Source organism: Spirosoma daeguense (assembly GCF_054776875.1).
In genome coordinates, this window is record NZ_BAAHBF010000001.1 from 39,060 (window position 1) to 65,480 (window position 26,421).

Sequence of the window (26,421 nt, forward strand, 5' to 3'; positions counted from 1 at the left end):
CCGCATAAGATATCTTTACAGTCAATAGTCGTTAGTCTTAACTCTGGCAGTTGATTAAATAAAAAGGTTAAGCTAAAAGCTCCTAAAAAGTAAACGAAAATGGGAAGCAACCTGGCTTTATTCATTAAAACTAAGTTATCATATAATTGTAAATATATTACCTAAAACTGTCTACTCTTAACGACTTTAAACATATAGTGCTTTTAAAGAAGTCTATATTTACTCTATAGCTCATGACGTGAATCAAGAAGCCAGACAACGTATGAATTGACTGGCTCCTTGATTTTGAGATAAAATCCTATTTCACCATTTAATACTATTATTTGACCAAATACCGGACTATGATCTTAGAAAATTTCAATCTGGCATCAATTACCATTTATGGCCAATAATTGACGTCTTATCCCTTAAATTCTACGTCTGGTAAGTTTTTGTTTGTCTAACGGGCCGACTATAGCTCATCTTTGTGTCATCATTCTAAAACAACAAAGACTAATGAAAACGAACTTAATGCATATCAATCGCCCGCCCCGTCCTCGTATTATTGAAGTAGGTGGCCCAGTAATTGGCTTGCGTGGCCGGACAATCTATCGGATGCGGACACGCTAAGTCAAGCCCGAAAATCGCAGCAAGCTCTCACAAAATGAGAGCTTTTTTTATTCCTCATCTAATCACTATTAATCTCCGATTGCTTGCAGAATCACAATGGCATACCGGATTAGTAATGACTGATTACGGTTGCCCCTTCCCGAATTTTTCCCCGAAAAAGTCACCATTATTCCAGGTGGGCCGCTGGTCTGACTGAGCAGTTAAGTAGCCGACCAGAAATTGAAGTTGGGCGTGTTTAGCTGCGGCATTGAAATCGAACGGCTGATTCATATCATCCTGCGGGGAGTGGTAAATTGTAGCCCGCCAGTCCAGATTCAGTTTGGTACCGTCGAGGTTCGGGTTTCCCGTTTGTGAGCCGCTTTTGATGAACAACGCCGGAATTCCCTGCCGAACAAAGCTGAAATGGTCGCTTCGCATAAATACGGTTTGCTCCGGAATCGGGTCAGGACTGACTTTCACATCCAGAAACGAAGCCGCCTGCCGCACTTCCCGGTCTAAACTGGAATGCTGGGCGCCGTAGGGAACGATGTCGAGCAGCGGATGAAAGAAAAAGGGCATATCCAACGTCTGGTTCGACACAATTTTCTCTTTCGGTACCGTCGGATTGCTCGCAAAATAATCGGAACCGAGTAACCCTAACTCCTCCCCTGTTACACACACAAACAAAATCGAACGCCGGGGTGCTTTCGGCAGCGACGCAAACATCCGGGCCGTTTCCAGAATAATCGCTACGCCCGACGCATTGTCGTGCGCACCGTTGTTGATAGAGTCTCCTTTCACGGGTCGGCCAATGCCCAGATGATCGAGGTGGGCCACAAACACAACGTATTCATTTTTTAATTTCGGATCGGAGCCGGGCAACAACGACACCAGATTGTAACCCGCTACGTTCTCAACGGCATCCGTCTGGGTTTTCATTCGTACCGATACGTTCAGCGGAAACGCCTGTGGCCGATTTTTCTGGGCATTGCTGATGGCTTCCTGAAACGACGTACCGGCCTGCGCAAATAAAAGTCGAGCCGTTGAATCACTCAATGAAGCCGCCCCTTTTATCCCCGGATACGTGCGTTGCGGTTTTCCCTGTTTATCGCGCCAGCGGTACACACCCAGACGGGCGCGTGGTGCTGCCGTTTCGATACGATTCCGCAAATCGGTTGGCAGGTTGAACGCCAACGTAGCAATGGCTCCGTGGGCCACCGCATTTTCGGCTTTCGAAGAGGAATAATACGCCCGTTGGTTCGATGGGAACGTAGCAGGTGCGCCGTTTATATAAGCCACAATTTTACCTTTTACATCAATTCCTTTGTAGTCGTCATAACCTAGCTCGGGAGCGGTAACGCCAAATCCAACAAAAACGACCTGCGCACTTACTTCACTGTTGGCATGATCGGGATTGGGGCTGAGAATAAATTGACGGCCAATGGCGAGCTGGCGTTCCTGTCCGTTGGCAATCAGGGTTAACGAACTATTTGCTTCCTGAACCTGCCAACGTCCTAGTGGTACGTCCTGCCGATACGTATTGTTTTCGCCAGCGGGTTTCAGTCCGAGTGATTTAAGCTGATTTACTACGTAGTCGGCCGCCATGTCGAAACCGGGCGTGCCGGGTTTCCGACCTTTGAGCGAGTCGTTGGCCAGAATCCGCATATGATTTTGAATAGCATTGGGTTTTGCCGTTTTGGCAACACGCTGAGCATCGGCAGAAATAGCATCCGACTGAGCAATAGCCAGTTGCGAACCTAACAAGCCCAAAAAAACAGTAAACAGAAACGAGCAACAATGACGCATAGCAGTCGGGGAAGTGTTACGTAACAAATAGCTAAACTACTCAACCGGCACGATTTTTCCAGTAATCAGCTCTACTTTATCGAACGGTTGGCTCGATTTTCCGTCAAAGCCTCAACAACTTTGGTATATTCGTCGCCCTAATCCGATGCTACGTAGCGAGACGTAACGCCGGACATACAAAATCAGCAGACATTCATTATGAAGAAAATACCTGTTCTTATAGACTGTGACCCCGGCCACGACGACGCCGTTATGCTTATGCTGGCCGTTGGCAGTGGTTTATTCGATATTAAAGCCATCACTACGTCGGCCGGAAACCAGACGCAGGCCAAAACGCTGAAAAATGCGCTGAAACTTGTTACGTTACTACAGGTCGATATTCCGATTTATAAAGGGTGCGAAAAACCACTCTTCCGGGATCTGATTATTGCCGACCACGTACACGGCGAAATGGGGATGGATGGGCCTATTTTACCCGAACCAACGCTACGTCCTGAATCACTGTCGGCCATTGAAGCGATGGCGCAGATTCTAACAGAGAGTTCGGAGAAAATTACTCTCGTACCCACCGGACCTTTGACCAATGTTGCTACGTTTCTGCTGGCCTATCCGCATCTAAAATCCAAAATTGAGCAGATTTCGCTGATGGGCGGTGGTGCTTTTCGCGGAAATATGACGCCTACCGCCGAGTTCAACATCTACGTCGATCCTGAAGCGGCTTCGGTGGTTTTCAATTCGGGCGTGCCGATTACGATGTGTGGACTCGACGTAACGCACAAAGCGCTGGTGTTTCAGGACGACATCGAACGGTTTCGTAGCATCGGAAATCAGTCGGGTAAGGTGGTGGCCGAGCTGATGGATTTCTTCTCGATTTTTTACCGCAGCGAACGCCCCGAACTCGACGGTGGAGCAGCCCTACACGACCCTTGTGCTATTGCTTATTTAATTGCACCGGAAATGTTTCAGGCCAAGTCCTGCTACGTTGATGTAGAAGTCAGCGGCAAGCTCACCACTGGCACTACCGTTGTTGATTTTTTCGACGTACTGAAGCAAAAACCGAACGTAAACTTTGTCTATGATATTGATCGTGAACAATACCTCAATCTGATTTACGAAGCGGTTCAGAAGTTACCTTAAATCTGACTTTATAAACATTAACGTGTACTACGGTTATCGCGGCTCCCGCTAGTTATGGTAACGTATCATTAAGCCTGCTATCTCGGTTGATAGCAGGCTTTTATTTTTTCTACAAGTCGTTTTTCGTCTAAGCAACTGATGCATAATCAGTTGAAGACTTGTCAATAAATCACGCATAAAATACACTTCCAGCAGGGCGTATTACGTCAATATTAATTCACGTAAGTGTCCTATTAACAGATTGTTAAGCCTAAAAATAGTGCCGGATACGGTTGCTACTTTTGTTTTAGCTGGTGGTCGGCTCCTATGCTCCGACCGTATCAAAGCTGCAATCGTCAGCCACTAATTATCCATTTTATGAAACACGTTTTCCTTTGCCGTGTTTTCCGGGCTTGCTTTTTCCTGTCAGTCACATTGCTGATGGGATCGGGCGTTTGGGCTCAGTCAAACCCGGCTCCATTTTCACTCGCTACAGGGCCTTATAGCTTTACAGGCTGGGCCGCTACATCAACAGCGGGTACGTTTCCAGCCAACATGGTTTTCCATTTTGTGGGAAGCGCTACGTCGACCACAGCCATTGCCAGTTCGGTCGATTATGGTTGCCCATATAATAGTACCGCCCGCCCCCGAATCACCGGGCGCGATGCCAATGGAATAAGCTTTATCAGCACAAGCAGTGCCCAATGGGATAACTGCGCCAGCGGTACCGCCACTGGCAACCGATTCATTGGCGATGCCGTATTAGCCCTCAATACAACTGGCCGTTCGAACATTCAGGTAAGCTGGACGGGCGGTACAATTTCGCTCGGCGATGGTACGCCAACACCGCGTAGCTGGGGCATTCAACTTCAGTATCGATTGGGCACCACAGGCTCGTTTATTAACGTAGCGGGCTCATCCCTTTACACAGTTAGTACGGTTGGCAGTTCGCAACCTCTTGCGCCTGTTACGTTGCCAGCTAGTCTGGAGAATCAATCCGTTGTTCAACTGCGTTGGATTTATCACGAAATCGCAGCAAACAGCGGAGGAAGCAGACCCGAACTTCGTCTCGATGATATTACGGTTAACTCCGACCCGATTGTTGCCGCTCAACCCGATTTAACGGTTTCGCTAGCAGGTCCAGCATCGGCTATATCAGGACAAGCTTTTGCTTATAGTCTGGTTGTTGGTAATTCGGGTGCAGCCTCAGCCACTAACGTACCGGTTTCGTTTACCTTACCGGCTGGAGCTACGTTCATTAATACGACCGAAACGAACGGTTTTACGGCCAGCCAGACAGATGGTGTTGTTACGTTTACAGGTGGTTCCATTTCGGCGGGTAGCAGTGCTACGTTAACCGTAAGTGTATCGGCTTCGTCGGCTGGTACGATTACGATACAGCCGAATGCTGCGGTTGTTGATGCCGCAAATACAATTGCCGAAAGTAACGAAACGAATAACAGTTCAACCGCTACGGTTACGACTACGATAAGTCAGGCGAATCAGCCGCCTGTTGCTCCTACCCTGGCCAATCAAAGCGGCATTGTTGCGGTACCATTCAATTATGATGTTCCGAATTTTACCGATCCCGAAAATCAGACGATTACGTATGCGATTTCAGGTTTACCCGTTGGGTTGAGTGCCGATAATGTTTCCCGACTTATCAGTGGTACGCCAACATCAACCGGATTGTCTACAGTGACCGTCGTAGCGACTGACGAAGCCAGTGCTTCTACAACCGCTACGTTCGGCATCACGATCAACGCGAATCAGCCACCCGTTGCTTCATCAGTAGAAAACCAGACGACTACGACTGGTTCAGCATTCAGCTACGTAATTCCAGCATTCTCCGACCCTGAAAGTCAGACGCTGGCTTACGAAGCATCAGGACTACCCGCAGGTTTATCGTTCGATGGAACAACCCGTACCATTAGTGGAACGCCTTCTGCTGCCGGTACGTCGAGCCTTACCGTAACGGCTACCGACCCGGCCAGCAACACGGCTAACGTATCGTTCACGCTGACAGTAAATGCTCCGGCTGGCACGCTGATCGCTACGCCTACGAGCCTTTCGCCATTCAGCACTACGGCGGGTACGGCATCAACCGCGCAAACCTTCTCGCTATCGGGCAACAACCTGACAACGAACGTAACGGTTTCGGCACCGAACGGTTTTCAGGTGAGCAACGATGGTACTACGTTCCAGAATCAGCTTTCGTTAACGCCTTCGTCGGGTGCGGTATCGGCAACGATTTCGGTTCGACTGGCTGGTACGTCGCAGAGAACGTTCGCTGGAACTATTACCAACACAAGCGATGCTGTTTCGGCTCAGGTGGCGGTAAACGGTACGGTGTCGGCGGTTGTAAATCCGAACGGGCCAAATCCGGTTCCTCTGGCGTCGCAGCCCGGTTTCACGTACACCGAAAATTTCGCGGATATTGCGAACTGGTCAAACGGTTTCACGGCTGGCGTGGGAGCTACCCGGTTTACACCCGTAGCCATTAACGCCACCGGTACAATTCCAGATGCCAACCGTATCACAACGGCTTCTGCTACGTTCTCAAGTGGTACGTCGGGCGGTGTTCAGAAAGGTAGTGGGGCTATTGTACTGCTATCGACTGGCTCTGGCGATAATTCGAGCAGTACGGCTGTTGATTTTCTAGTCGACTTCACAAATCTCCGGGCGGGTACGCTGAGCTTTAACGCTGCGGAGATCAACAATCAGACTGGTAACCGGGCGGGTACGTTGAAAGTATACGGCTCAACCGATGGCACAACATTTACAGATTTGGGTGTAACGTTCACAGCTATCAACAACGTAGCAAGCTCGACGGCTATTTCGGTATCGCTTCCTGCTACGTTCGATAACGTAGCGACGGCCCGTTTCCGGTTCTACTATTATAATGGCGGAACCAACTCGGGTACGCTCAGCGGTTCACGGCCAAAGATTTCGGTTGATGATCTGACCGTAACGGGAACTGCACTTTCTACCGATCCGGCTCTCTCTGTTTCGCCCACTACGTTGGCGGGTTTCAGCACCATTCAGGGAACACCGTCAACGTCACAGAGCTATGTTATTTCGGCCAGCAATCTGGTCGCACCTATCGACGTAACGGCTCCGGCGGGTGTTGAAATCAGTCTCTCGGCTGGTTCAGGTTATGGTTCGTCTTTATCGCTGCCATCGTCAACAAACTCGACAACGGTTTATGTACGGCTGACCGGCACGGCTATTGGCCCAGTGACAGGAAGCATTACCCACAGCAGCAACACTACGTTAACGGCATCGGTGAACGTGAGCGGTCAGGTAAACGACCCGAACGCACCATCGCTGGCGGCTGCTCCCGCTACGTTGTCGGGTTTCGGTGCAGTTCAGGGTTCGGCTTCCAATGTGCAAACCTTTACCGTTTCAGCCACGAACCTCGACGGTCAGACTGTTCAGGTTGCGGCCCCATCGGGTTATGAAGTAGCACTGGCAAGCAATGGTGTTTATAGCGCTAACGTAAACTTTACGTCATCGGGTAACGCGCTTGTACGTACGCTGATCAACGTCCGTACGAGTGCTTCGGCTCCGGTGGGTCCGGCTAATGGAACGATCACAATTACGAGTGGTGCTCTTTCGGCCACGGTTGCCGTGAGCGGTACGATTAGCACCAGCTCGACAGGTACCAAGATTTCGTCTATTCAGGGAACCGGCGCTACGTTCAATACGACATTCGGCGGTACGCAAACCATCGAAGGCATTGTAACGCGGGTGTTTGCCGGTTCAACTCGTTTGAATGGTTTTTATGTTCAGGAAGAAGACGCTGACAGTGATGGCAACCCGGCTACGTCGGAGGGTATTTTTGTGTATGATCCAGCCGGACTGTTCAGTGGTAACGTAGCGGATAAAGTTCGGGTTACGGGTACGGTTGGTGAATTTGCCAGTTCGAGTGGTGGCAACAGCAGCAGCCTGACCCAGCTTTCGAATATTACCAGCGTAATCAATCTGGGAGCAAGTACGTTGCCAACCGTTACGAACATTCAGTTCCCGGTGGCGAACGTATCGGATCTGGAACGGTACGAAGGGATGCTGGTTAATGCCAGTGCATCGAGCGGCAATCTGACCGTAACCGAATACTTTCAGTTGGGTCGTTACGGACAGGTTGTGCTATCTTCGACGGGTGCCAGCAATAATCCGGGTACCGATGCACGTCTGGATCAATATACACAGTTCAACGCGCCGAGTGTGAGCGGGTATTCGGCTTTTCTGGCCGATATTGCCAAACGCCGGATCATTCTGGATGATGGTAGCTCTGTACAAAATCCTGATCCAATTATTTTCGGTCGCGGTGGAAATCCGTTATCCGCATCGAATACGCTACGTGGTGGTGATGAAGTAGCCAGCATTACGGCCATTCTGGATGAGCGGCTGGAAGGTTATCGTCTGCAAACAACTACGGGTGTCAATTTCCTGGCGACAAACACGCGTCCCGCTACGCCACCAACCGTTGGCGGTACGTTGAAAGTCAGTAGTTTCAACCTCCTAAATTATTTCAACGGCAATGGTACTGGCGGGGGCTTCCCAACATCGCGCGGGGCCGATACGCAAGCGGAATTTACCCGTCAACGTAACAAAACCATACAGGCCATTATTCAGTCGGGTGTCGATGTTTTTGCGCTGAATGAAATTGAGAACGATGGTTATGGCGTGAACAGTGCCATTCAGGATCTGGTAAACGGCGCGAATGCGGTGGCCGGTCCGGGTTCGTATACGTTCATCAATCCGGGCGTTAGTATTTCGAGCGATGAGATTACGGTGGCGATGATTTACAAACCAGCCAAAGTAGTTCCGGTGGGCGCTGCCGCTACGTTGACTACCAGCTCAGCCTTCAATACGGTTGGTCGGTATCCGCTGGCGCAGACGTTCCGCGAGATTTCCTCGAATGGTGTGTTTACGGCAATTGCCAACCACTTTAAATCGAAAGGTTCCAGCGCAGGCGGAGCCGGAGACTCGGACGCTGGCGACGGACAAGCGCAGTCGAACGGTACCCGTACACGTCAGGCGCAGGATTTAGCAACATGGCTGGCTACCAGACCAACCGGAACCCTCGACCCGGATTATCTGATTCTGGGCGATCTGAACGCCTATGCGCAGGAAAATCCGCTGACAACGCTTTACTCCAGTGGGTATTCGAATCTACTGCCCAACACTACGTATTCGTATGTATTTGATGGGCAGGTTGGCTCGCTCGATCATGCGCTGGGTAGTGCTACGTTATTAGGACAGGTGCAGGGTGCCGAAAAATGGCACATCAACTCCGACGAGCCGAGCGTACTGGATTACAACGTAGAGTTCAAAACGGCGAACCTGATTACTTCGCTTTACAACGCCGACCAGTTTCGCACATCAGACCACGATCCGGTTATTGTTGGCTTATCGCTGACCTCTGCTACGTCGCCATTAGCACTTACGTTCACGGCCAATCCGACTACGTTACTAACAACCGGCACCACTACGTTGTCGGTTACGGTATCGGGCGGTACGTCGCCTTACAGCTACACCTTCAGCGGTCCGGGCACCATTACACCAAGTGGCAATACGGCTTCGGTATCAAGTCTGACAGCAGGTGTTCAAACGTTCACCGTTGTAGTTCGTGATGCTACGTCGCCAACCAGCGCGAGTGCTACGGCTACAGTCAGTGTGACGGTTAATGCGGTTCCAGCGGGAGTGATCCGTATCACCGAATACATGTATAACGGAACACCCGGCGAATACGTCGAACTGACCAACGTGGGCAATGCACCGATTGATCTGAACGGCTGGACCTACAGCGATAATGCCCGCACGCCGGGTTCGTTCTCGCTCAGTGGTTTTGGTGTGGTGCAGCCGAACGAATCGGTTGTTTTCACCGAAGCCGATGCTGCTGCGTTCCGAACGGCCTGGTATCTGCCAACTTCGGTAAACGTGCTGGGAGGAAATACACAAAATCTGGGACGTAGCGACGAGATCAACATTTACGATGCAAGCGGTACATTGGTTGACCGTCTTACGTTCAACGATCAGACGATTGCCGGTTCGGTACGTACTGCCGATGTCAGTGGCTGGACCGAGCGCGCTAACCTAGGGCAGAATCTGGCGGCTACGTATAAACTTTCGGTGGTTGGCGATACGCAGAATTCGTATCTATCAACCAATGGAAATCTGGGTAATCCGGGCGGTTATTTCACACCACTCAACCGGGTTCTGATCGTAGAATCAGGACGTAGCACGACGGTGGTTGAAGGTGGTGCCACCGACACGTATACGGTTAGCCTGAATAGTGCGCCGACGGCCAACGTAACGGTGTCGATCAACGCGGGTACGCAGCTAAGTGTTAGCCCGACGACGTTGACATTCACGCCAACATCGTATAGCGTTGCCCAGACCGTAACGGTTACAGCTATTGACGATAGCCAGGTTGAAGGCACACATACTACCCAGCTTGTTCATACAACAAGCAGCACTGATGCGGCTTATAACGGCATTGCTACGAATCCGGTAAGCGTGACCATTACCGATAATGACAATCCGGTTACGGCTCCCCCAACGATTCAGGTGGCAGGTTCAACAACGGCTTATCTGAGTCTGTCGGCTACGGGTGCGGGCTACGTTAGCGGTGTGATGAACGATCCGACCGATCCGGCTTCTACCCTTGGTATTGATTTCACAATTGCCGATACGGATACACCCGTTGCCAACCTGACCGTAACGGCTAGTTCGAGCAACACGGCTGTTACGTCGAGTCTAACGCTAACGGGTTCGGATGGGGCACGTAATCTGAAGATTGCTCCAGCAGGTGTAGGTTATGCTACGGTAACGGTAACCGTGAGTGATGGTGCAAACAATACGTCGTATGTGGTTAATTATGCCGCTTCAGCCGCAGCGCTGACTCCAGCAACTACCCGATTCCATACGGGCGTGAGCGATGCATCGACCGCGATTCTGGTGGATGCGAATACGATGCTGGTTGCCGATGATGAGAATCAGGTGCTACGTCTCTACAACCGTCAGAATTCGGGCTTGCCGATTGCCGGTTTCGACTTCACGTCTTCGCTGGGACTGACCGATATTTCGGGTGGAGTTCCGCGCGAAGTCGATATTGAAGCATCGACCCATGTTGGCAACCGGATTTTCTGGTTAGGTTCATTAAGCAACGCCGACGGTGGTAACAATCGCCCGAATCGCAACCGGATTTTCTCAACTGACGTATCGGGTACGGGAGCCAGCACAACGTTAGCTTATGTAGGTCGGTATGATTATCTGCGCAATGACATTATTGCCTGGGACGTAAACAACGGACACGGTAAAGGGGCTAATTTTTACGGTCTGGCGGCTAGTGCGGCTGCGGGTGTTGGTTCGAAACTAACGAATGGATTTAATGTGGAAGGGCTGGAACTAGCGCCAAACAACACAACCGCTTACGTATCGTTCCGTGCTCCACAAGTACCACCAACGGGTCGTGCCAATGCGCTGGTTATTCCGGTGACCAACTTCACAACGCTTTCAACGACGGGTACAGGCGGTACGGCAGGTAGTGCTACGTTCGGTGCGCCAATCGAGTTTAATCTGGGCGGACGCGGTATTCGTGAAATCAGGAAGAACAGCAATAACGAATACATCATCATTGCGGGTCCGGCGGGTGATGCGGGAGCCGCTCCGAACGATTTTCGCTTATATACCTGGACGGGTAACCCAACCGATGCCCCTGTGCTACGTATGGCCGATCTGACAGCACTCAATGCCAATGGCAGTTTTGAGTCGGTGGTAGACGTTCCAAATCCGTTGACACCGACCAGCCAGCTTCAACTGCTGGTCGATAACGGTGATGCGGTGTTTTATACTGACGGCACGATTGCGAAGGAATTGACCCAGAATAATTTCAAGAAGTTCCGGTCGGATATTGTTACGTTGGGAGCTGCTTTCAATACAGTGCCGACAGTTGCACAGATTATTGCTCCGCAAAGCGCTACGTTAGGTCAGGCATACAGTTTCGTTATTCCTGCCGGAACATTTACCGATGCGGAAACACCAAACGGGCTGACCTTAAGTGTAAGTGGTTTGCCAGCCGGATTGAGCTTCACGGCACCGGCTACTATTTCGGGAACGCCATCTACTACGGCCGGATCGCCGTTCACGATTACGGTACGAGCAACAGACCCAGGTAGTTTGTCGGTAGCTACTACGTTCCAATTAACGATAGTTCCGCCAGCAAACACAGCACCAACGGTAGCTCAGCCAATTGGTTCGCAAACAGCTACGGTAGGACAAGCGTATAGCTTCGCTATTCCAGCCGCTACGTTTACTGACACGGAAACACCTAACGGGCTAACGTTGAGTGTGAGTGGCTTGCCAGCCGGATTGAGTTTCTCGGCTCCATCGACTATTAGCGGTACGCCGTCAACTACAGTAGGTTCGCCATTTACCGTCACAGTTATAGCCACGGACGCAGGCAGTTTGTCGGTAGCTACTACGTTCCAGCTTACAGTTCGGCCAGTACCCAATACAGCTCCGGTGGTGATCGGTTCAATAGGTGCCCGGACTGCTCCCGTTAATCAGGTCTTTACCATGACCATTCCGGCTGGTGTATTCACAGACGCTGAAACACCAAATGGCCTGACCTTGAGTGTAAGCGGGTTACCTGCGGGCTTGAGCTTCACCGCCCCATCGACCATCAGCGGAACACCGTCTACTACGGTCGGTTCACCGTTTACGGTTACGGTTATAGCAACTGATCCGGGTGGTTTGGCCGTGTCGACTACGTTCCAACTCACGGTGAACAACGCTACGTCGTGCGTGAACATGGTGACGGTGAAAGCAGGCAACTGGAACGATGCTACAGTCTGGTCGTGTGGCCGCGTACCGGCAAGTACAGATGCCGTAACAGTAAACCATGCGGTTACGTTACCAACGGGATATACAGGTAATGCGCTACGTATCAATTTTACCGCAACGGGTCGATTAATTTACACGATCAATAGCCGACTGCGGTTGAATTAGCCTACTGACTGACGTTACGTCTGACCAGTGAATATAAACAAACGAGCGGCCCAAAAGCCGCTCGTTTGTTTATGTATGACAATGGATAAATCTAGCTAAGTATTCAACGGATACCCATTTCCCTCTCTACGTTCGAAATGAGGGAAGTTTTCCGCAAACAGCGTGAGAATGGCACTCTCGAATGGGAGCATTTTTGTGAGACTGTTGTATGAGCAATATATTCATTCAATATACCCACCTGCTTGGAGGCAAAAATCCACAGCAGTCTATAAAATCGAACGGCACAGATTTCCATGGGTTATGCAAGCGGCAACTTTTACGTTTCGTTAACATTCTTTTACTATCCCTTCAACACATTCCAGCATATAGCCTAGTAGGTTTGTGGCCCACCGCCGTGCCGGGCCGCCGGTGCGGTTGAAATTCATTGGTATCAAAAAGGAAAAGGATGAACTATTCCCGCATATATGCTCTGTTCTTGATGCTTGTTTTTTGCGCTTCCTGTGGGCAAAACCAAACAAACGTACCAAACGACAACATCAAATCCGAAATTAAAGACATAGGGCCTAACATAATGGCTCGTACTATAAAAAAAGGCAGAAATGGCACCATCCTGATAGCTGGCCCCAATAACGAATCATTTGGTGATGTTTTTCGATACGACCCTTCCAGGACCGGGAAAAAATCATTTACTAATCTTACAAGTAAACTAGGTCAGCACAAATTCCAGAATGTTCTGGAAGATCGGCGAGGAAATCTTTGGTTCGCTACTATTGATTCAGGCGTTTTTTATGACAACGGGAAATCCATTCAACAGTTCACTATCAAGCAGGGACTTGCCGATAATTGGGTTAGTTATATTTATGAAGATAAAGCCGGCATTATTTGGTTCGGCACTGGAGGTGGCCTGAGCCGTTACGATGGAAAATCGTTTCGAAATTTTACATCCCCGAATGCCCCGCTTTTTTATAAAGAAGGCCATTGGAATAATGAGATTAATACAATTCTTGAAGATAAAACCGGGAAATTGTGGGTTGGCACAAGGGGCGACGCCTTTGTTTATGACAAGGGGAAATTTACCACGTTAACCCATAAAGGCGAACCCTTTCTCGGCGTTTGGAGCATAATGGAAGATAGAAAAGGGACTATTTGGCTCAGCGGTTACAATGGCTTTAAAGTAGGCCGGACTGGTGGTCTCTATCGCTATGACGGCAGTATCTTTAAGAAGGTATCGGAGCGAGGTGCTTATACTATAATTCAGGATAAAAAAGGAAACATCTGGACTACGGGTCCGGTAAACCCTGCGAATTGGACGGTTCAGGCACTTTCCCGTTATGATGCAAAGTCCTTATATAGTAATGAGCCCACGGTAACCGAAATTAGGTCAGGAAAGGCTTTTCTGGGGCTTTCGGAAGCTACCGATGGCAGTATTTGGTTTGGCGATGCAACCGGCGTGTATCGGTATGATGGCAAGACCATCACGGACTTTTATAATAAAGAGGGCCAGAAAAAATATAGCATCGATACAAAGCAAAGTGTTGTCATCTGGAAAGGTTCTGTGCTACTTGGCGAATGGGAAGGTACTACGTTTCTTGGTGATGGTTCCCATACAGGGGACGTCGATATAGTAAAAGGAGAATTGTTGATCGACAACCGTCATCTGGTGGGCGGTGCCGTTGAAGTCGACATGACTACAATTGAAAAATTTGATGATCAACCGTCATATAATAAATTCCCTGCATTTTTCGACATCAAAAAATTTCCTGTTTCAACCTTCACCATTACGAAGGTTGAAACAGGAAATAATGGAAATACAAAAGTTCCAACTGATGGAAGTATACGAGTTAATGATGAAAATATAAAAGTTACCGGGAATCTGGCCATTGAAGGTATCACGAAGACAGTTACTTTTCCAGCCAAAATGCAATTTAAGGACGGAATGGACGGAACTGTCGAGGTGAATGGCAAGCTGATCATTGATCGAACAGATTGGGGTATCGGTTATGGATCAGGAAAGCACTTTAATCAGTCTGTTGATGGAGCTAGTTCAGTCGACCTTAAACTCTTTATGAAAATCGTAGCGAAAAAAAGGTTAGTACTGTAGGGCGATTGATTTACACAGTCAATAGCCGACTCGATTGAATTAGCAGCGTCGTAATCAACAGGTTTATAACTAAAAAGAGCGGCAATATTGCCGCTCTTTTTAGTTAACGTAAATTTATGGGTAGCATGAATTATCGTGATAAGGCGGGTTCCGCTCTCCTCAAATGAATAAACTCCGGTTTATGCGTTCTCCGATTGTATCTTGCTTAAACGTGCGGTTGAATTCCAGCAGAAGACGAAGCGATTGGCACGAAATACCCAAATTCCCCAGCTGTATCCAGGATAGTTTATTATAGCGTAAGCTTACATCATGAAAGTAAGGGTCAGTATATTGGAATCGGATTTCGATATTACATCGTTTACTTAAACAGAACTGCAGCGCATGAATCGTTTCAGGTTTCTGCGTCAATAGCGATGTGTAAATACTGTTCGTTAGATAGGCTTTATAGTCTTCCTCAGTTGATAGACAGCTAGGACAACGGCTTATTGTTTGTGATAAGCTTTTCGGGCTAGAGAAGCACATACTTAGCCGAATACCTAGCATTTGATTGAGTACAGAACGCTCCTGAGCGCTATATTGAGTAACTCCCCGCCCCCCGTTTTCTAATATAAACAAATCGAGTCGACGGCTTGTAGCTGTTGGGGCACCAAAAACCATTGCAGGTAGACCAAACTGCCCCAGCGAACTCAGAAACAGTCGAATAAGCTGATACCAATTCTCCTGTTTAGCGGCTAAGTGGTCGGAGATGGTCAGACGGTGATGCACAACCGAACTATAGCTCTTATTAGCTAATCCGCAAAATTCGCGAACGATCTCTTCGTGAGTTCTGCCCTGTAAATTCTGGCGAAAAAAACTATTTCCTCTTTAAAATTAATCCGTTCTGCATAAGCAAATGACTTTACTGTAGTCCGCAATTGAGCCATCGTAAGCTTATGATTAATCAAATTTGTCTTGATTGAAATGGGGGTTAAAGAGTTGTTAGTTGTTTGCGAAGAATATGAACGTGTTGATGGTAATGGGTAGGAATTCATGAGCGATCGAATTAATTACGTATAGCGAATGGTTGATAGTTTTTAATCATGGGTGGATAGTTGGCAGCAGGAAAGAAGTACCTATCCCCATCGCCAGCAACAGCGATGAGGATAGGTATAAATTAACGAATACGTCTAATGACAAATGGGACGCATTTCGCGGGAGGGCAGCTACAGGTCGTTTTTGGTAGAATGACCGTTTTATCCTGATAGCAACCCGATCCATTACTGATTCGAATGGTGTAGATCTGACCAGTCTCAGCAGATGGATTGGGCAGACTAGCCACTAAAACTCCATCCGACGGAACCTGCGTTGTGACACTTCCCGCAACCAGTTGAGCTGGATCAAATGATGTTCCCACACTTACCTGATAGAAGTACCGAGTAGTATCGGCCGAACCAACTGTCCAATCGGTTATCAGAATGCGTCCATCGCTGTTGACACTGTTACTTTGCGGGTGACAGGTTGCGGTTTGGGCATGCGCCTGATATGTTGGGATAGAATCCTCAACAATAATTACTGGACAGCAGGAATTATCGGGACACGACCCTACAACATTACCATTCACAATCACCGAATAACTACCGGGCTGTGTGGCATTATAGGTACTACTCGTGGCACCAGAAATTGCGACACCATTAAGATACCACTGATAGGTACCTAAATCAGGAGTTGTACTTAGCTGATAGACAAACTCATTTCCTTTGCAGACATGAACTGGCGGTGGACATGTGTTGACTGTGCAACTTACAGGTGCTACGTAGGTTGCTGATACAGATGTGCATCCGGCTAAGCTTACGATGACCGAATGGACTGCCCCGTCGGAAACAAGGCCATGTAGAGCGACGTCATATGTAGTAGTAGTGCTGTTGGTGGCGATTGTTAAACTTGAGTTTCCAGAACTAACAACCAGATTACCCGAAGGAGCATCAACCAATTGAATTGTAGCAGTAGCCGAATATGTGTTGGTAGCACTCACACAACTACCCGGTGTTACCGTTACAGATAAAACACAAGTTGGAACTTGTTGTGTATTGACGGTGATCGTTGCACTCGCTCTACAACCCGATGTCGTGGTACACGTAGCACTGTAGACATTCGTGGGGTTGACCGGACTCACCGTGACCACACTCCCCGTCTGACCACTGCTCCACGATACGTTACCGCTACAGCCGGTAGCCGACACACTCACCGGAGTGCCCACTGTGACCAACGTAGCACTCGCCGACAGACTGAGCACTGGTAGAGGACTCACCGTCACCGTACCCACCGCGAAGGTAGTCGACCCTGTACCTGTGGTGCACGTAGTGGTGTAAGAAGTGGTAGCCGTCAGCACTGGAGTCACCAACGTAGCACCCGTACCACCCGTGTTCCATGCCACACTACCCGTACAACCACTGGCCGTTAACGTAGCTGAACTACCACTACACACCGTGGCCGAAGTCACCACCAGACTGGCCGCGGGGGCCGTGTTCACCGTGATTGAAGCACTCGCCGTACAACCTGCTGCCGTCGTGCACGTAGCACTGTATACGTTCGTTGGGTTGGCCGGGCTCACCGTGACCACACTCCCCGTCTGACCACTGCTCCACGATACGTTACCGCTACAGCCAATCGCACTCAGACTCACTGGAGTGCCCACTGTGACCAACGTAGCGCTCGCCGACAGACTGAGCACTGGCAGTGGACTCACCGTCACCCTGCCCACCGCACTGGTGGTCGAACCTGTACCCGTGGTGCACGTAGCGGTGTAAGAAGTGGTGCTCGTCAATACTGGAGTGACTAACGTAGCACCCGTGCCACCCGTGTTCCACGCCACACTACCCGAACAACCCGAAGCCATCAACGTAGCTGAACTACCACTACACACCGTCGCCGAAGTCACCACCAGACTGGCCGCGGGGGCCGTGTTCACCGTGATCGTTGCACTGGCCGTACAACCTGTTGCCGTCGTGCACGTAGCACTGTAGACATTCGTGGGGTTGACCGGGCTCACCGTGAGCACACTCCCCGCCTGGCCTGTATTCCATCCTACGTTGCCGCTGCACCCGTTAGCCGACACACTCACCGGAGTGCCCATTGTGACCAACGTAGCACTCGCTGACAGACTGAGCACTGGCAGTGGACTCACCGTGACTGTACTATTGACTAAACCAGAACAAGTACCTACCGTACATGTAGCAGAATAGGTCGTAGTGGTGGTTGGGGCAACAGACTTAGCAAGACCTGTAGATCCGTCATTCCAAATAACTGTGCCTGAACAGTTAGAAACGGTCAACACTGTCGATTGCCCTGCACAAATCGACGGGCTATTGACAGTCGGCGTTGGCGCAGGTGTAACTGTAACAGTGCTGGTAGTAGAACCAGAACAGCTCCCTACCGTACAGGTAGCAGAATAGGTCGTAGTGATGTTGGGGCTGACTGTGCGGCTTACGCCGGTAATTCCACTGCCCCAACTAACTGTACCCGAACAATTCGATACAGTTAACAGCGCCGATTGACCAACACAAATACTTGGATTATTGACCGTTGGCGCGGGTGACGGAGTGACCGTTACTGTGCCGCTTGCAGAGCCAGCGCAAGCACCTACTGTACAAGTAGCTGTATACGTAGTAGTCGTAGTGGGGTTGACTGTGCGGTTTATTCCTGTAGCACCATCATTCCACACTACCGTACCCGAGCAGTTGGCTACCGTCAACTGAGTCGATTGACCAGCGCAAATACTTGGACTGTTTACTGTAGGGGTCGGTGCGGGTGTGACCGTAACCGTGCTGGTGGTTGAACCTGAACAAGCACCGACTGCGCACGTAGCAGAATAAGTCGTAGTGGTCGCAGGATTGACCGTTTTAGTGAGTCCGGTAGATCCATCATTCCACACTACTGTGCCTGAACAGTTAGAAACGGTCAACACTGTCGATTGCCCTGCACAAATCGACGGGCTATTGACAGTCGGCGTTGGCGCAGGTGTAACTGTAACGGTGCTGGTGGTCGAACCTGAACAAGCACCGACTGCGCACGTAGCAGAATACGTAGTGGTGGTGGTAGGATTAACCGTGCGAGTGGCGCCGGTAATACCTCCGCCCCAGTTAACTGTACCCGAACAATTCGATACGGTCAGTAACGCCGATTGACCAGCGCAAATGCTTGGGCTATTGACCGCTGGGGCCGGTGCGGGATTGGTCGTAACGCTTGTAGAAGCGGAACCATTACAATCTCCGATTGTACAGGTAGCCGTATACGTTGTCGTTATCGTTGGAGTGACAGTGCGGGTAAGACCTGTCGCACCATCGCTCCAGGCTACAGTGCCTCCTGTACAACCCGATACCGATAAGGCAGAGTTACCTCCAGGACAAATGGACGGATTGGTATTATTTACGGTAATTGATGGGTTGGTACAGGACGGTATTTCTTCTAACTCTAAATAACTGTCTCCCACGCCAAACGAATACGCCCCATCAGGGTTTCCAACAAAATTGGCATCCCACCACCCTCCGGCTCCGAAAGTTGTTGTATTACGTAATGAAGCCCCGATTCCCAACTGAAAATAAGAAGGCATCATCCCTCCGGGTGGAACACCAGGCCCAAATGACGAGTTGATTTTATTCTGTACGAAATAAGGCCCGTGACCGGCCACATTGCTGGTAATGGTGCCACCGTCAACATAATAATACGTGAATGCTCCTGCTGTGCCGCAAGCGCCAGTCATTGGATAAGCGGGAGGGGCTGTTGTCGTTTTTCCGGACATATCAATATGCATAGTCCAGGTTTCACCGCCTAAAGCTCCGGTGGTGGCGTTCGCCAGATTATACACCACATCCAGGGTTGCCGTTCCGTTGGCATACTCTTTAAATGTACCCGTTGTACCGACTACCTTCAAGGCGTATGATGCCCCCCTTGGGCCCACCGCCAAATAAGTCGTTATTGGTGCAATGTCTAAATGGCCGCCTTCTGTGGGATACCCATTATTTGTAAAGAATGTACATTGCGGATCGACATCTGAAACTCTATACGTTTTTATAACCTGACTGTACCCATTTATATAGCAGCCAAGTAATAGTAGTATAATAGTAGCTAGTGATCTTACCCGGACAATGACTTCCTTCTTTGGGAAAGTAGAACGATTTGTCTTCATAAAAGGGAGTTTACTAGTAAAAATTGTAACTAATTCCCCTTATCAGACAAACCTGAGTCCAATCTCTACAGCCGAATAGCTCAGTTAATATGAATTCAGCCCCTACAAAGTCAACTCCCAAAAAAGCTTTCGTATATCGGTTTTGCCATGCCAATAGGCACAAATGATATTTGTATTCGTTTTTCTATTATAGAAAACTAAAAATTAACATATTTATAATTTTCCAAAAAAAAGTGCATATAAATTTGACTATCTGTTCACCTTTTACGCATTGGCCTGATTTTTGTCAATTGTATACGGCAATGCCTACACTGGTAGCGATACGGTCACGTGCGTTCCTTTCCCTTGCTGACTTTGTATCCGAATATCACCACTGAGTTTTTTTACGATATCTAGTGATAAACCAAGCCCTAAACCCATTCCCTGTTCTTTTTTAGTACCAGGCCGGGAAACAGGGAATTGAAATAATCGGTCTATTTCCTGAGAGTCAATACCTAATCCTGTATCTCTCAATACAATATTGACTCTATTATCTTTTATTTTGTAATCTAGCTGAATAAAACCTTTATCAGGAGTAAATTTAATGGCATTACTAATGAGGTTACGTAAGACAATTTTCAGATAATTCTCATCAGTTTTTATTGTGTAACTTTTATCTATTGCGTTCAAAAACGTAATATCTTTCTCTGCAATTATATAGCGATATTCTTCTATTAAACTATCCACTAATAACTTTAGTGGTATTGAGGTATAAATGGGGGTAATTCCCTTAAGCTGCATACTAGCCCAGTAGAGCACGTTATTCAAAATATCATGTACCCCTTTAAGCTCAGATTGAATAAAATATCGCAGGTTTTCTGTAGGTATATTTGAACTGGCAATAAGACGATTTAAAGGTGCTCTTAGATCATGACTCAAAAGTGAGAATATTTTATCTTTCAGTTGATTTGATTCCTGCAATGCTGCACTCTGCTGGCTAATCAGTAGATTTTGCTGGGTAAGTATTTCGCTTAGTTTTTTCTTTTTTAAGTAGTTATTAACAGCCCAGACAGTGCTCAACAGGAATACGATAAACAATATGATCAGAATATTTTTTTGTCGTTCCACAATTTTCATTTCCTGTTCTTTCAACAACGCTTTTGTTTGTGCCTGATGTAGTTTTTGGTCCTGCTTTATTTCTTCGACCTGTATATCGGCTTCCGCCATGAGGCTGTTTACCTGAATATTATGTAATAGTTTGTGAATTTCAGTTGCCTGAGTCAGATATGAATAAGCCAGCTTATAATTACCATCCTTCTTATAAGCCTGATGTAGATAGAGTAAGCATGTATATTTTTCATACCCCATCGAATTATTAGCCTGCGACATATAGGAAAGAGCTTGCTTTAACTCTGAAATGGCGAGTTCATTTTCTTGAAGCATAAAGGCACATTTCCCTCTCATCATATGTCTCAATCCTGCTAATGTCCAAGTATTGGATTGTTGATTTTCAATATACGTTTTAGCCTTTGTGCTTATATCAAAAGCCTTTTTGTATTCCTTTAGGTTGAAATAATATTCTGCCACATAGATGTCAATTTCTAGACTTCTGAGCTTAAAATTGCTTAGATCTTTCTTCAATGTTACGTACTCGTTCAGATATGCACCTTCATCTGATTTTTTCCAGATCCTCGCATCTTGTTCAAATTTTAGCACACGAAAATTAACATAGTCTTTAGTACCTGTTTTTACAAATTTCCCATAAGCTGTTAAGTATTTTTGAAACTGACTGGAACTCATATCAAAGTCTAATACCATACAAAAGTTATGATAAATTTTTGTTACGATTATAGAATCAACAGAGGTAAATTTACTTTTACTTTTTAATGACTTTAGTAGCTTTAAAGCTGAGGTTGAAAACAAATATGTACTATCTGAATCCGAATAATAAACACACAGATTGTACCAGGCCTTATAAAACATATCGGTATTATTAAGTCTTTTGGCACTTTCCATGCTTTTCCTGTAATAATACTCCCCCTGTGTAGTTCCCTGCCTCTGATTCAGCGAAGGGTCTACTCGTACAAATGCATTAGCTAGTAAATTCCATAATCGAGGTGTCTCGGCATAAGTAGGATTCTTATCGGCTATTTGTTTTCCTTTTAATGAATAGTGTAATGAACTGTCTGCGTTTACGGTTAGATAGAATATGCCAATATTCGTATAAGCCTTTAGCCTTGCTGTATCATGCTGAGCGTTTGCCAATTCAGATTTTAGCTTTTTAAGTTCCGCCGATGAGTCGTCAGATTGGGCCAATACAAAACTAACCTGCCCGATCAAGAGCAGGAAAAGAAGGAAATACTTGGTCATAGAGTTAATAAAGGAATAGCGATAATTTTGGTATTATTCTGTAGCCAAGGCGTCGTTATCAAATAACCTCAGCAGTGGTTCTAGCTTAGCCTTGTACGAAACCCCAATCGGGACACTGGCATTCTGCAAATACAGTTTATTATGATCAAAGCCCGCCAATTTATTGAGATTGATAATGTATGACTTATGAACCCGCATAAATCGCTTTACGTCAAGTAGCGATTCAAGGTTGGTTAATGTGTCGTTGATAACATGGGTTGTTCCCTGATAGATTACTTTAGTATAGATGCCATAACCTTCAAAATAGTCGATATCATCAATAGAAAATCGCTGGAATCGGCGGCCCATTTTCAGAAAAATACTGCTAGTATCAACTAGATGATTGGTCTCTATATTGATGTTCAACGCTCGGTTTATGGCTATCATCAACCGATTGTTATCAAAAGGCTTTACCAAAAAATCTTTGGCTTTTCCTATGGCATAACTCTCTACGGCGTATTCTGGGGTGTTACTGATAATAATGACGGGCGGAAGGTTGGCATGGTGCCGAAGAAAATCAAAACCGCTAAGCCCATCAGGACTCTCCAGTTTTACATCCAATAGTATGAAGTCTATTTTCTGTGAATTAGTAGCTGATAAAGCTTCTCCATAGTTCTTACAAGTGCCAGTGGGTGTTATAAAGGCGAGGGGCTCGGTTTGCTTGATCAATTGCTCTACAAAAACAGGATCATCATCTACAATCAAGTAATTTAAAATTTTCATGTAAAAACACTTGGGCTAGGAAAGTGGAGCGTTTGCATAAAAATCAAATTTGACAGTTTAGTTTCACAATTACAAAAAATGCATATTTGACAATAATCATATATAAAAAATAAAGCTACATTAATCTAAAAAGCAAGTAGAATAATTTCATCAATTGCATTATGCAGATCTCTACATTTTGTACTTATGACGGGATCATTCCCAATTAAAGGAGGTTTATGATAGGTGATACGCGTCTACTTCGACTGAAATAGGCGCGGTTTTCATTACATAGTTTTATATAGGAATACCGGAATGAAACAACTAGTTTGTAGGCAAATGCCGTTTTATCCCTAAAATGACAACATCGTTGCGCTGTTTTATTATCGATGATGAACTTCCGGCTCAGGAAGTTTTAGAGAAATTCATTCATAGAGTTCCTTTTCTGGAATTGGTGGGCAAGAGTAGCAACGCCGTCGATGCACTATTCGCCATCCAGGAATTACGGCCCGATTTAATTTTTCTGGACGTAGAAATGCCAGAAATGACCGGGCTTGAGTTTCTCAGCGTACTGACGCCACCTCGTCCACAGGTGATTATGGTAACCGCTTCGCCCCAATATGCGGTCGAAGGATTTGAGTTCGATGTGGTCGATTATTTGCTAAAACCGGTCGCTTTCGACCGATTCCTGCGTGCACTCAACCGCGTAACCCGCGACGTAACAGATCCAATTAACGCATCGCCCAACGTATCAGCAAATAACGTACCTTCCACAGAATCAGCCGAGAAAACGGCCAAACTCGAAGCCGACGTTCAGATAAATACCGACGGAACTACTGAGTTTTTTCTGGTAAAAGAAGATAAGAAACTGGTGAAAGTGGTACCTGGCGATATCATCTTCGTGGAAGCGATGAAAGATTACCTCAACATTCACCTGCCCGGACGTACCATCATGATTCACATGACGCTGACCAAGATGGAAGATATGCTTCCGACGTCACAGTTTTTGCGCGTCAACCGGTCATATATTGTTCGGAAAGGTGCCATCAAGGAAATAGACGGGAATCTGATTACGACCATCGACGACAAGCGCGTGCCCATTGGCGTTACGTATCGGGAGTCGGTTTGGGAAGCCATGAAAAAGAACATCATGTGAGCCAATATCTACTACGCTGGCAGCAGTGGGCGGCCTCTCATAATCAGGCGTTACGTATACTACGGCACGTACTGATCTGGATAACGGTCTGGCTGCTGACAACGGCAACGGTTGTGCTGCTTGTTCGTGATAATCAGCTAATTAACAGCGTTGTTACGGTACTTATCGCTACGTCGACACTTGTTTATTACTATTTTCTGGGTTACTACGTTCTTCCAAAATTTCTACATCCGACCCGGCCCATCTGGCTCATTGGCAGTCTGATACTGACGTATTGGATCAGCTATCTAGTCAATCGAGCCGTTTTTCTGGAATTACAGCCATATAGCATTTCCGCTACGTCCTACCTGTCGAGAGTGTCGGGGCTGGTTGAAAAAGCGGGCTGGCTCGGTTGCTTTACGTCGATAAAACTGGCGCTCTGGAATTACGTATTGGGGTTTTATCTGGTTACGTTGCTGCTCATTGTAAAGACTGTTACCGACATTACCGCCTATCGAAATCAGGCCATTCGGCTCCAGAGCGACGAACTACGGCTCGAACGCGACAAACTCACCCTCGAACGCAACCACCTGGCCCTTGAACTGAATTTTCTGAAGATGCAGATCAGTCCGCATTTTCTGTTCAACACACTCAATAGCATTTACTCTCGAGTGGTCGACGCCGACGAACAGGCCGCCAAACAGGTGCTCCGTCTGGCCGAATTGATGCGGTATAATCTTTACGAAGCCAGTGCCGAACGTATCGCGCTGGAGCACGAATTAACTTATATCAGCGATTACCTACAGCTCGAACAATCGCGCCATGCGCAATGGATGCTGGTAACGCTCGAAGCCGACGACAACGTAACGCGCTACCAGATTGCCCCGTTGCTCTTGTCGACGTTTGTGGAGAATGCCTTTAAACATGGCGTTCGGTCTGGTCGGACGTCGTATGTGCAGGTAAATGCCCGAATGGAAGGCGATACACTCGTGTTTTCGGTACGTAACAGCCTTCAGCAAAAAACGACTCCCTCCGATCGGAAGTCGGGCGGCATGGGACTCGTCAACGTAACGAAACGGCTCGATTTGTTATACCCTAATCGTCATGATTTAGAAACGGGAGCTGCTGTTAATCAATACGTTGTTACGCTACGCCTGCAACTGGAACCTCTCGCCAAACAATCCTTATGAAGCCAGCTATTTTTCACAACCTGCCTCGTCTGAGTCGGCACGTAGTGCTTTGGCTGGTAGTCTGGCTATTTATTCGACATATTAATTATGGGCTTTACGTAAAAGACGCCGACTGGCTTCTCAACGTACTGTCGCTCATTTCGCTGGGACAAACTGTTGCGCTGTTTTATCTGTTTGGTTACGTTATTCTGCCGCAGTATCTCTACAAGTTTCGGTTTTTGCCTTTTCTTGCCATTACAGCGCTGATTTACTACGTTGTCTTTTTAAATAACTACCTCACGGCCTATTTCCTGCACCAATACAGTAATGCCGGTACGAAGGTGCTGATGATTCATACCCAACAGGGCTGGGAGTTATTCCGCGAAGCCGGGCTTTTGGGTTGTTTCACCAACCCAAAAGTGGCGTTTCTGACGATAGGAAACAGCTTTTTCGTGGTGATTCCGCTTCTAATTGGAAAGGTTATTAAAGACCTGCTTACGTATCGCACCCGGCTTCTGATTCACGAACGCGACATCATCGAACGCGAACGTACCAACCTGACACTCGAACGGGATAACCTGTCACTGGAACTCGATACACTGAAAGCACAGGTGAATCCGCACTTTCTGTTCAATGCGCTGAACAGTATCTACGCCCGCGTGGTCGATGCTAACGAACCGGCTGCCGAACTAGTGCTACGTCTCTCAGAACTGATGCGGTACAATCTGTATGAAGCCAACGTAGAGAAAATTGCGCTCACCGATGAAATGGCCTACATCGAAAATTACCTCAGTCTGGAGAAAATACGCCATGCTTCCCTGGTCGATGTAATTTTTTCGGCTGATACTGATTTCTCGGGTTATCGGATTGCTCCCCTCCTTCTGATAGCGTTTGTAGAAAATGCGTTTAAACACGGGCTTGTTTCGGGCGGGCAGACGGCTTATGTGCTGGTAGAAGCTGAAATACAGGCCACTATGTTTTGTTTTACGGTGCAGAATAGCGTTCTTCAACATCAACCCGCATCGGTCGATAAGCAGGTGGGCGGTGTCGGCTTGCAGAATCTCCAGAAGCGTTTAAACTTACTTTACCCCGATCAATATGCACTAGACATTAACCACACTCAGACCAGTTATGCTGTTATTCTACAACTCCAGCTCGACGCATTGATCTAGTCAATTTTTCATTCGTCGTAGCAATTCACTCATCCGTCGAAAGCGACCGTACAGCCGTCTAAATT

Annotated in this window: 10 protein-coding genes; 6 read left to right on the top strand and 4 right to left on the bottom strand. The window is 47.6% G+C overall.

The window, feature by feature from the left end:
* Positions 1 to 732: 732 nt before the first annotated feature.
* On the bottom strand, positions 733 to 2,394 hold the full coding sequence (locus ACYVD4_RS00120; RefSeq protein WP_460941528.1) for a M28 family metallopeptidase: 1,662 nt from the start codon (positions 2,392 to 2,394) through the stop codon (positions 733 to 735).
* A 198-nt stretch (positions 2,395 to 2,592) separates the two neighbouring features.
* On the opposite strand from ACYVD4_RS00120, the gene ACYVD4_RS00125 reads away from it, so the two are divergent.
* The 3 genes from ACYVD4_RS00125 (at position 2,593) to ACYVD4_RS00135 (ending at position 14,626) form a co-directional block, all read left to right on the top strand.
* Complete coding sequence (locus tag ACYVD4_RS00125) at positions 2,593 to 3,531, top strand: nucleoside hydrolase (RefSeq protein WP_460941531.1); 939 nt, start codon at positions 2,593 to 2,595, stop codon at positions 3,529 to 3,531.
* Positions 3,532 to 3,888: 357 nt separating this feature from the next.
* The gene (locus ACYVD4_RS00130; protein ID WP_460941533.1) at positions 3,889 to 12,525 is read left to right on the top strand and encodes an ExeM/NucH family extracellular endonuclease; all 8,637 of its coding nucleotides are present in this window, start codon (positions 3,889 to 3,891) and stop codon (positions 12,523 to 12,525) included.
* A 571-nt stretch (positions 12,526 to 13,096) separates the two neighbouring features.
* A complete protein-coding gene (locus ACYVD4_RS00135) occupies positions 13,097 to 14,626 on the top strand; it encodes a two-component regulator propeller domain-containing protein (RefSeq protein WP_460941535.1) in 1,530 nt (509 codons plus the stop codon).
* Between the two features lie 1,153 nt (positions 14,627 to 15,779).
* Here ACYVD4_RS00135 and ACYVD4_RS00140 read toward each other — a convergent pair.
* From ACYVD4_RS00140 to ACYVD4_RS00150, 3 genes are all read right to left on the bottom strand, one after another.
* A complete protein-coding gene (locus ACYVD4_RS00140; protein WP_460941537.1) occupies positions 15,780 to 19,790 on the bottom strand; it encodes a hypothetical protein in 4,011 nt (1,336 codons plus the stop codon).
* Between the two features lie 306 nt (positions 19,791 to 20,096).
* Complete coding sequence (locus tag ACYVD4_RS00145) at positions 20,097 to 22,139, bottom strand: sensor histidine kinase (RefSeq protein WP_460941539.1); 2,043 nt, start codon at positions 22,137 to 22,139, stop codon at positions 20,097 to 20,099.
* Between the two features lie 33 nt (positions 22,140 to 22,172).
* Positions 22,173 to 22,901 carry a LytR/AlgR family response regulator transcription factor gene (locus ACYVD4_RS00150; protein ID WP_460941541.1) on the bottom strand — a complete coding sequence of 243 codons (729 nt, stop codon included), beginning with the start codon at positions 22,899 to 22,901 and terminating at the stop codon, positions 22,173 to 22,175.
* Positions 22,902 to 23,238: 337 nt separating this feature from the next.
* Here ACYVD4_RS00150 and ACYVD4_RS00155 point away from each other — a divergent pair, with 337 nt between their 5' ends.
* Genes ACYVD4_RS00155 through ACYVD4_RS00165 form a run of 3 tightly spaced genes read left to right on the top strand, consistent with a single transcriptional unit; the run spans position 23,239 to position 26,356 of the window.
* Complete coding sequence (locus tag ACYVD4_RS00155) at positions 23,239 to 24,036, top strand: LytR/AlgR family response regulator transcription factor (protein WP_460941543.1); 798 nt, start codon at positions 23,239 to 23,241, stop codon at positions 24,034 to 24,036.
* On the top strand, positions 24,033 to 25,205 hold the full coding sequence (locus tag ACYVD4_RS00160) for a sensor histidine kinase (protein WP_460941545.1): 1,173 nt from the start codon (positions 24,033 to 24,035) through the stop codon (positions 25,203 to 25,205). The genes ACYVD4_RS00155 and ACYVD4_RS00160 overlap by 4 nt, the downstream gene beginning before the upstream one ends.
* Positions 25,202 to 26,356, top strand: coding sequence for a sensor histidine kinase (locus tag ACYVD4_RS00165; protein ID WP_460941547.1), 1,155 nt, complete (start codon positions 25,202 to 25,204; stop codon positions 26,354 to 26,356). Before ACYVD4_RS00160 ends, ACYVD4_RS00165 begins: the two co-directional genes overlap by 4 nt.
* Positions 26,357 to 26,421: the final 65 nt, after the last annotated feature.

Bases quoted from the DNA above. Each gene is read 5' to 3' on its own strand.
- ACYVD4_RS00120 (WP_460941528.1), bottom strand. From the start codon at position 2,394: ATGCGTCATTGTTGCTCGTTTCTGTTTACTGTTTTTTTGGGCTTGTTA.
- ACYVD4_RS00125 (WP_460941531.1), top strand. From the start codon at position 2,593: ATGAAGAAAATACCTGTTCTTATAGACTGTGACCCCGGCCACGACGAC.
- ACYVD4_RS00130 (WP_460941533.1), top strand. From the start codon at position 3,889: ATGAAACACGTTTTCCTTTGCCGTGTTTTCCGGGCTTGCTTTTTCCTG.
- ACYVD4_RS00135 (WP_460941535.1), top strand. From the start codon at position 13,097: ATGGCTCGTACTATAAAAAAAGGCAGAAATGGCACCATCCTGATAGCT.
- ACYVD4_RS00140 (WP_460941537.1), bottom strand. From the start codon at position 19,790: ATGAAGACAAATCGTTCTACTTTCCCAAAGAAGGAAGTCATTGTCCGG.
- ACYVD4_RS00145 (WP_460941539.1), bottom strand. From the start codon at position 22,139: ATGACCAAGTATTTCCTTCTTTTCCTGCTCTTGATCGGGCAGGTTAGT.
- ACYVD4_RS00150 (WP_460941541.1), bottom strand. From the start codon at position 22,901: ATGAAAATTTTAAATTACTTGATTGTAGATGATGATCCTGTTTTTGTA.
- ACYVD4_RS00155 (WP_460941543.1), top strand. From the start codon at position 23,239: ATGACAACATCGTTGCGCTGTTTTATTATCGATGATGAACTTCCGGCT.
- ACYVD4_RS00165 (WP_460941547.1), top strand. From the start codon at position 25,202: ATGAAGCCAGCTATTTTTCACAACCTGCCTCGTCTGAGTCGGCACGTA.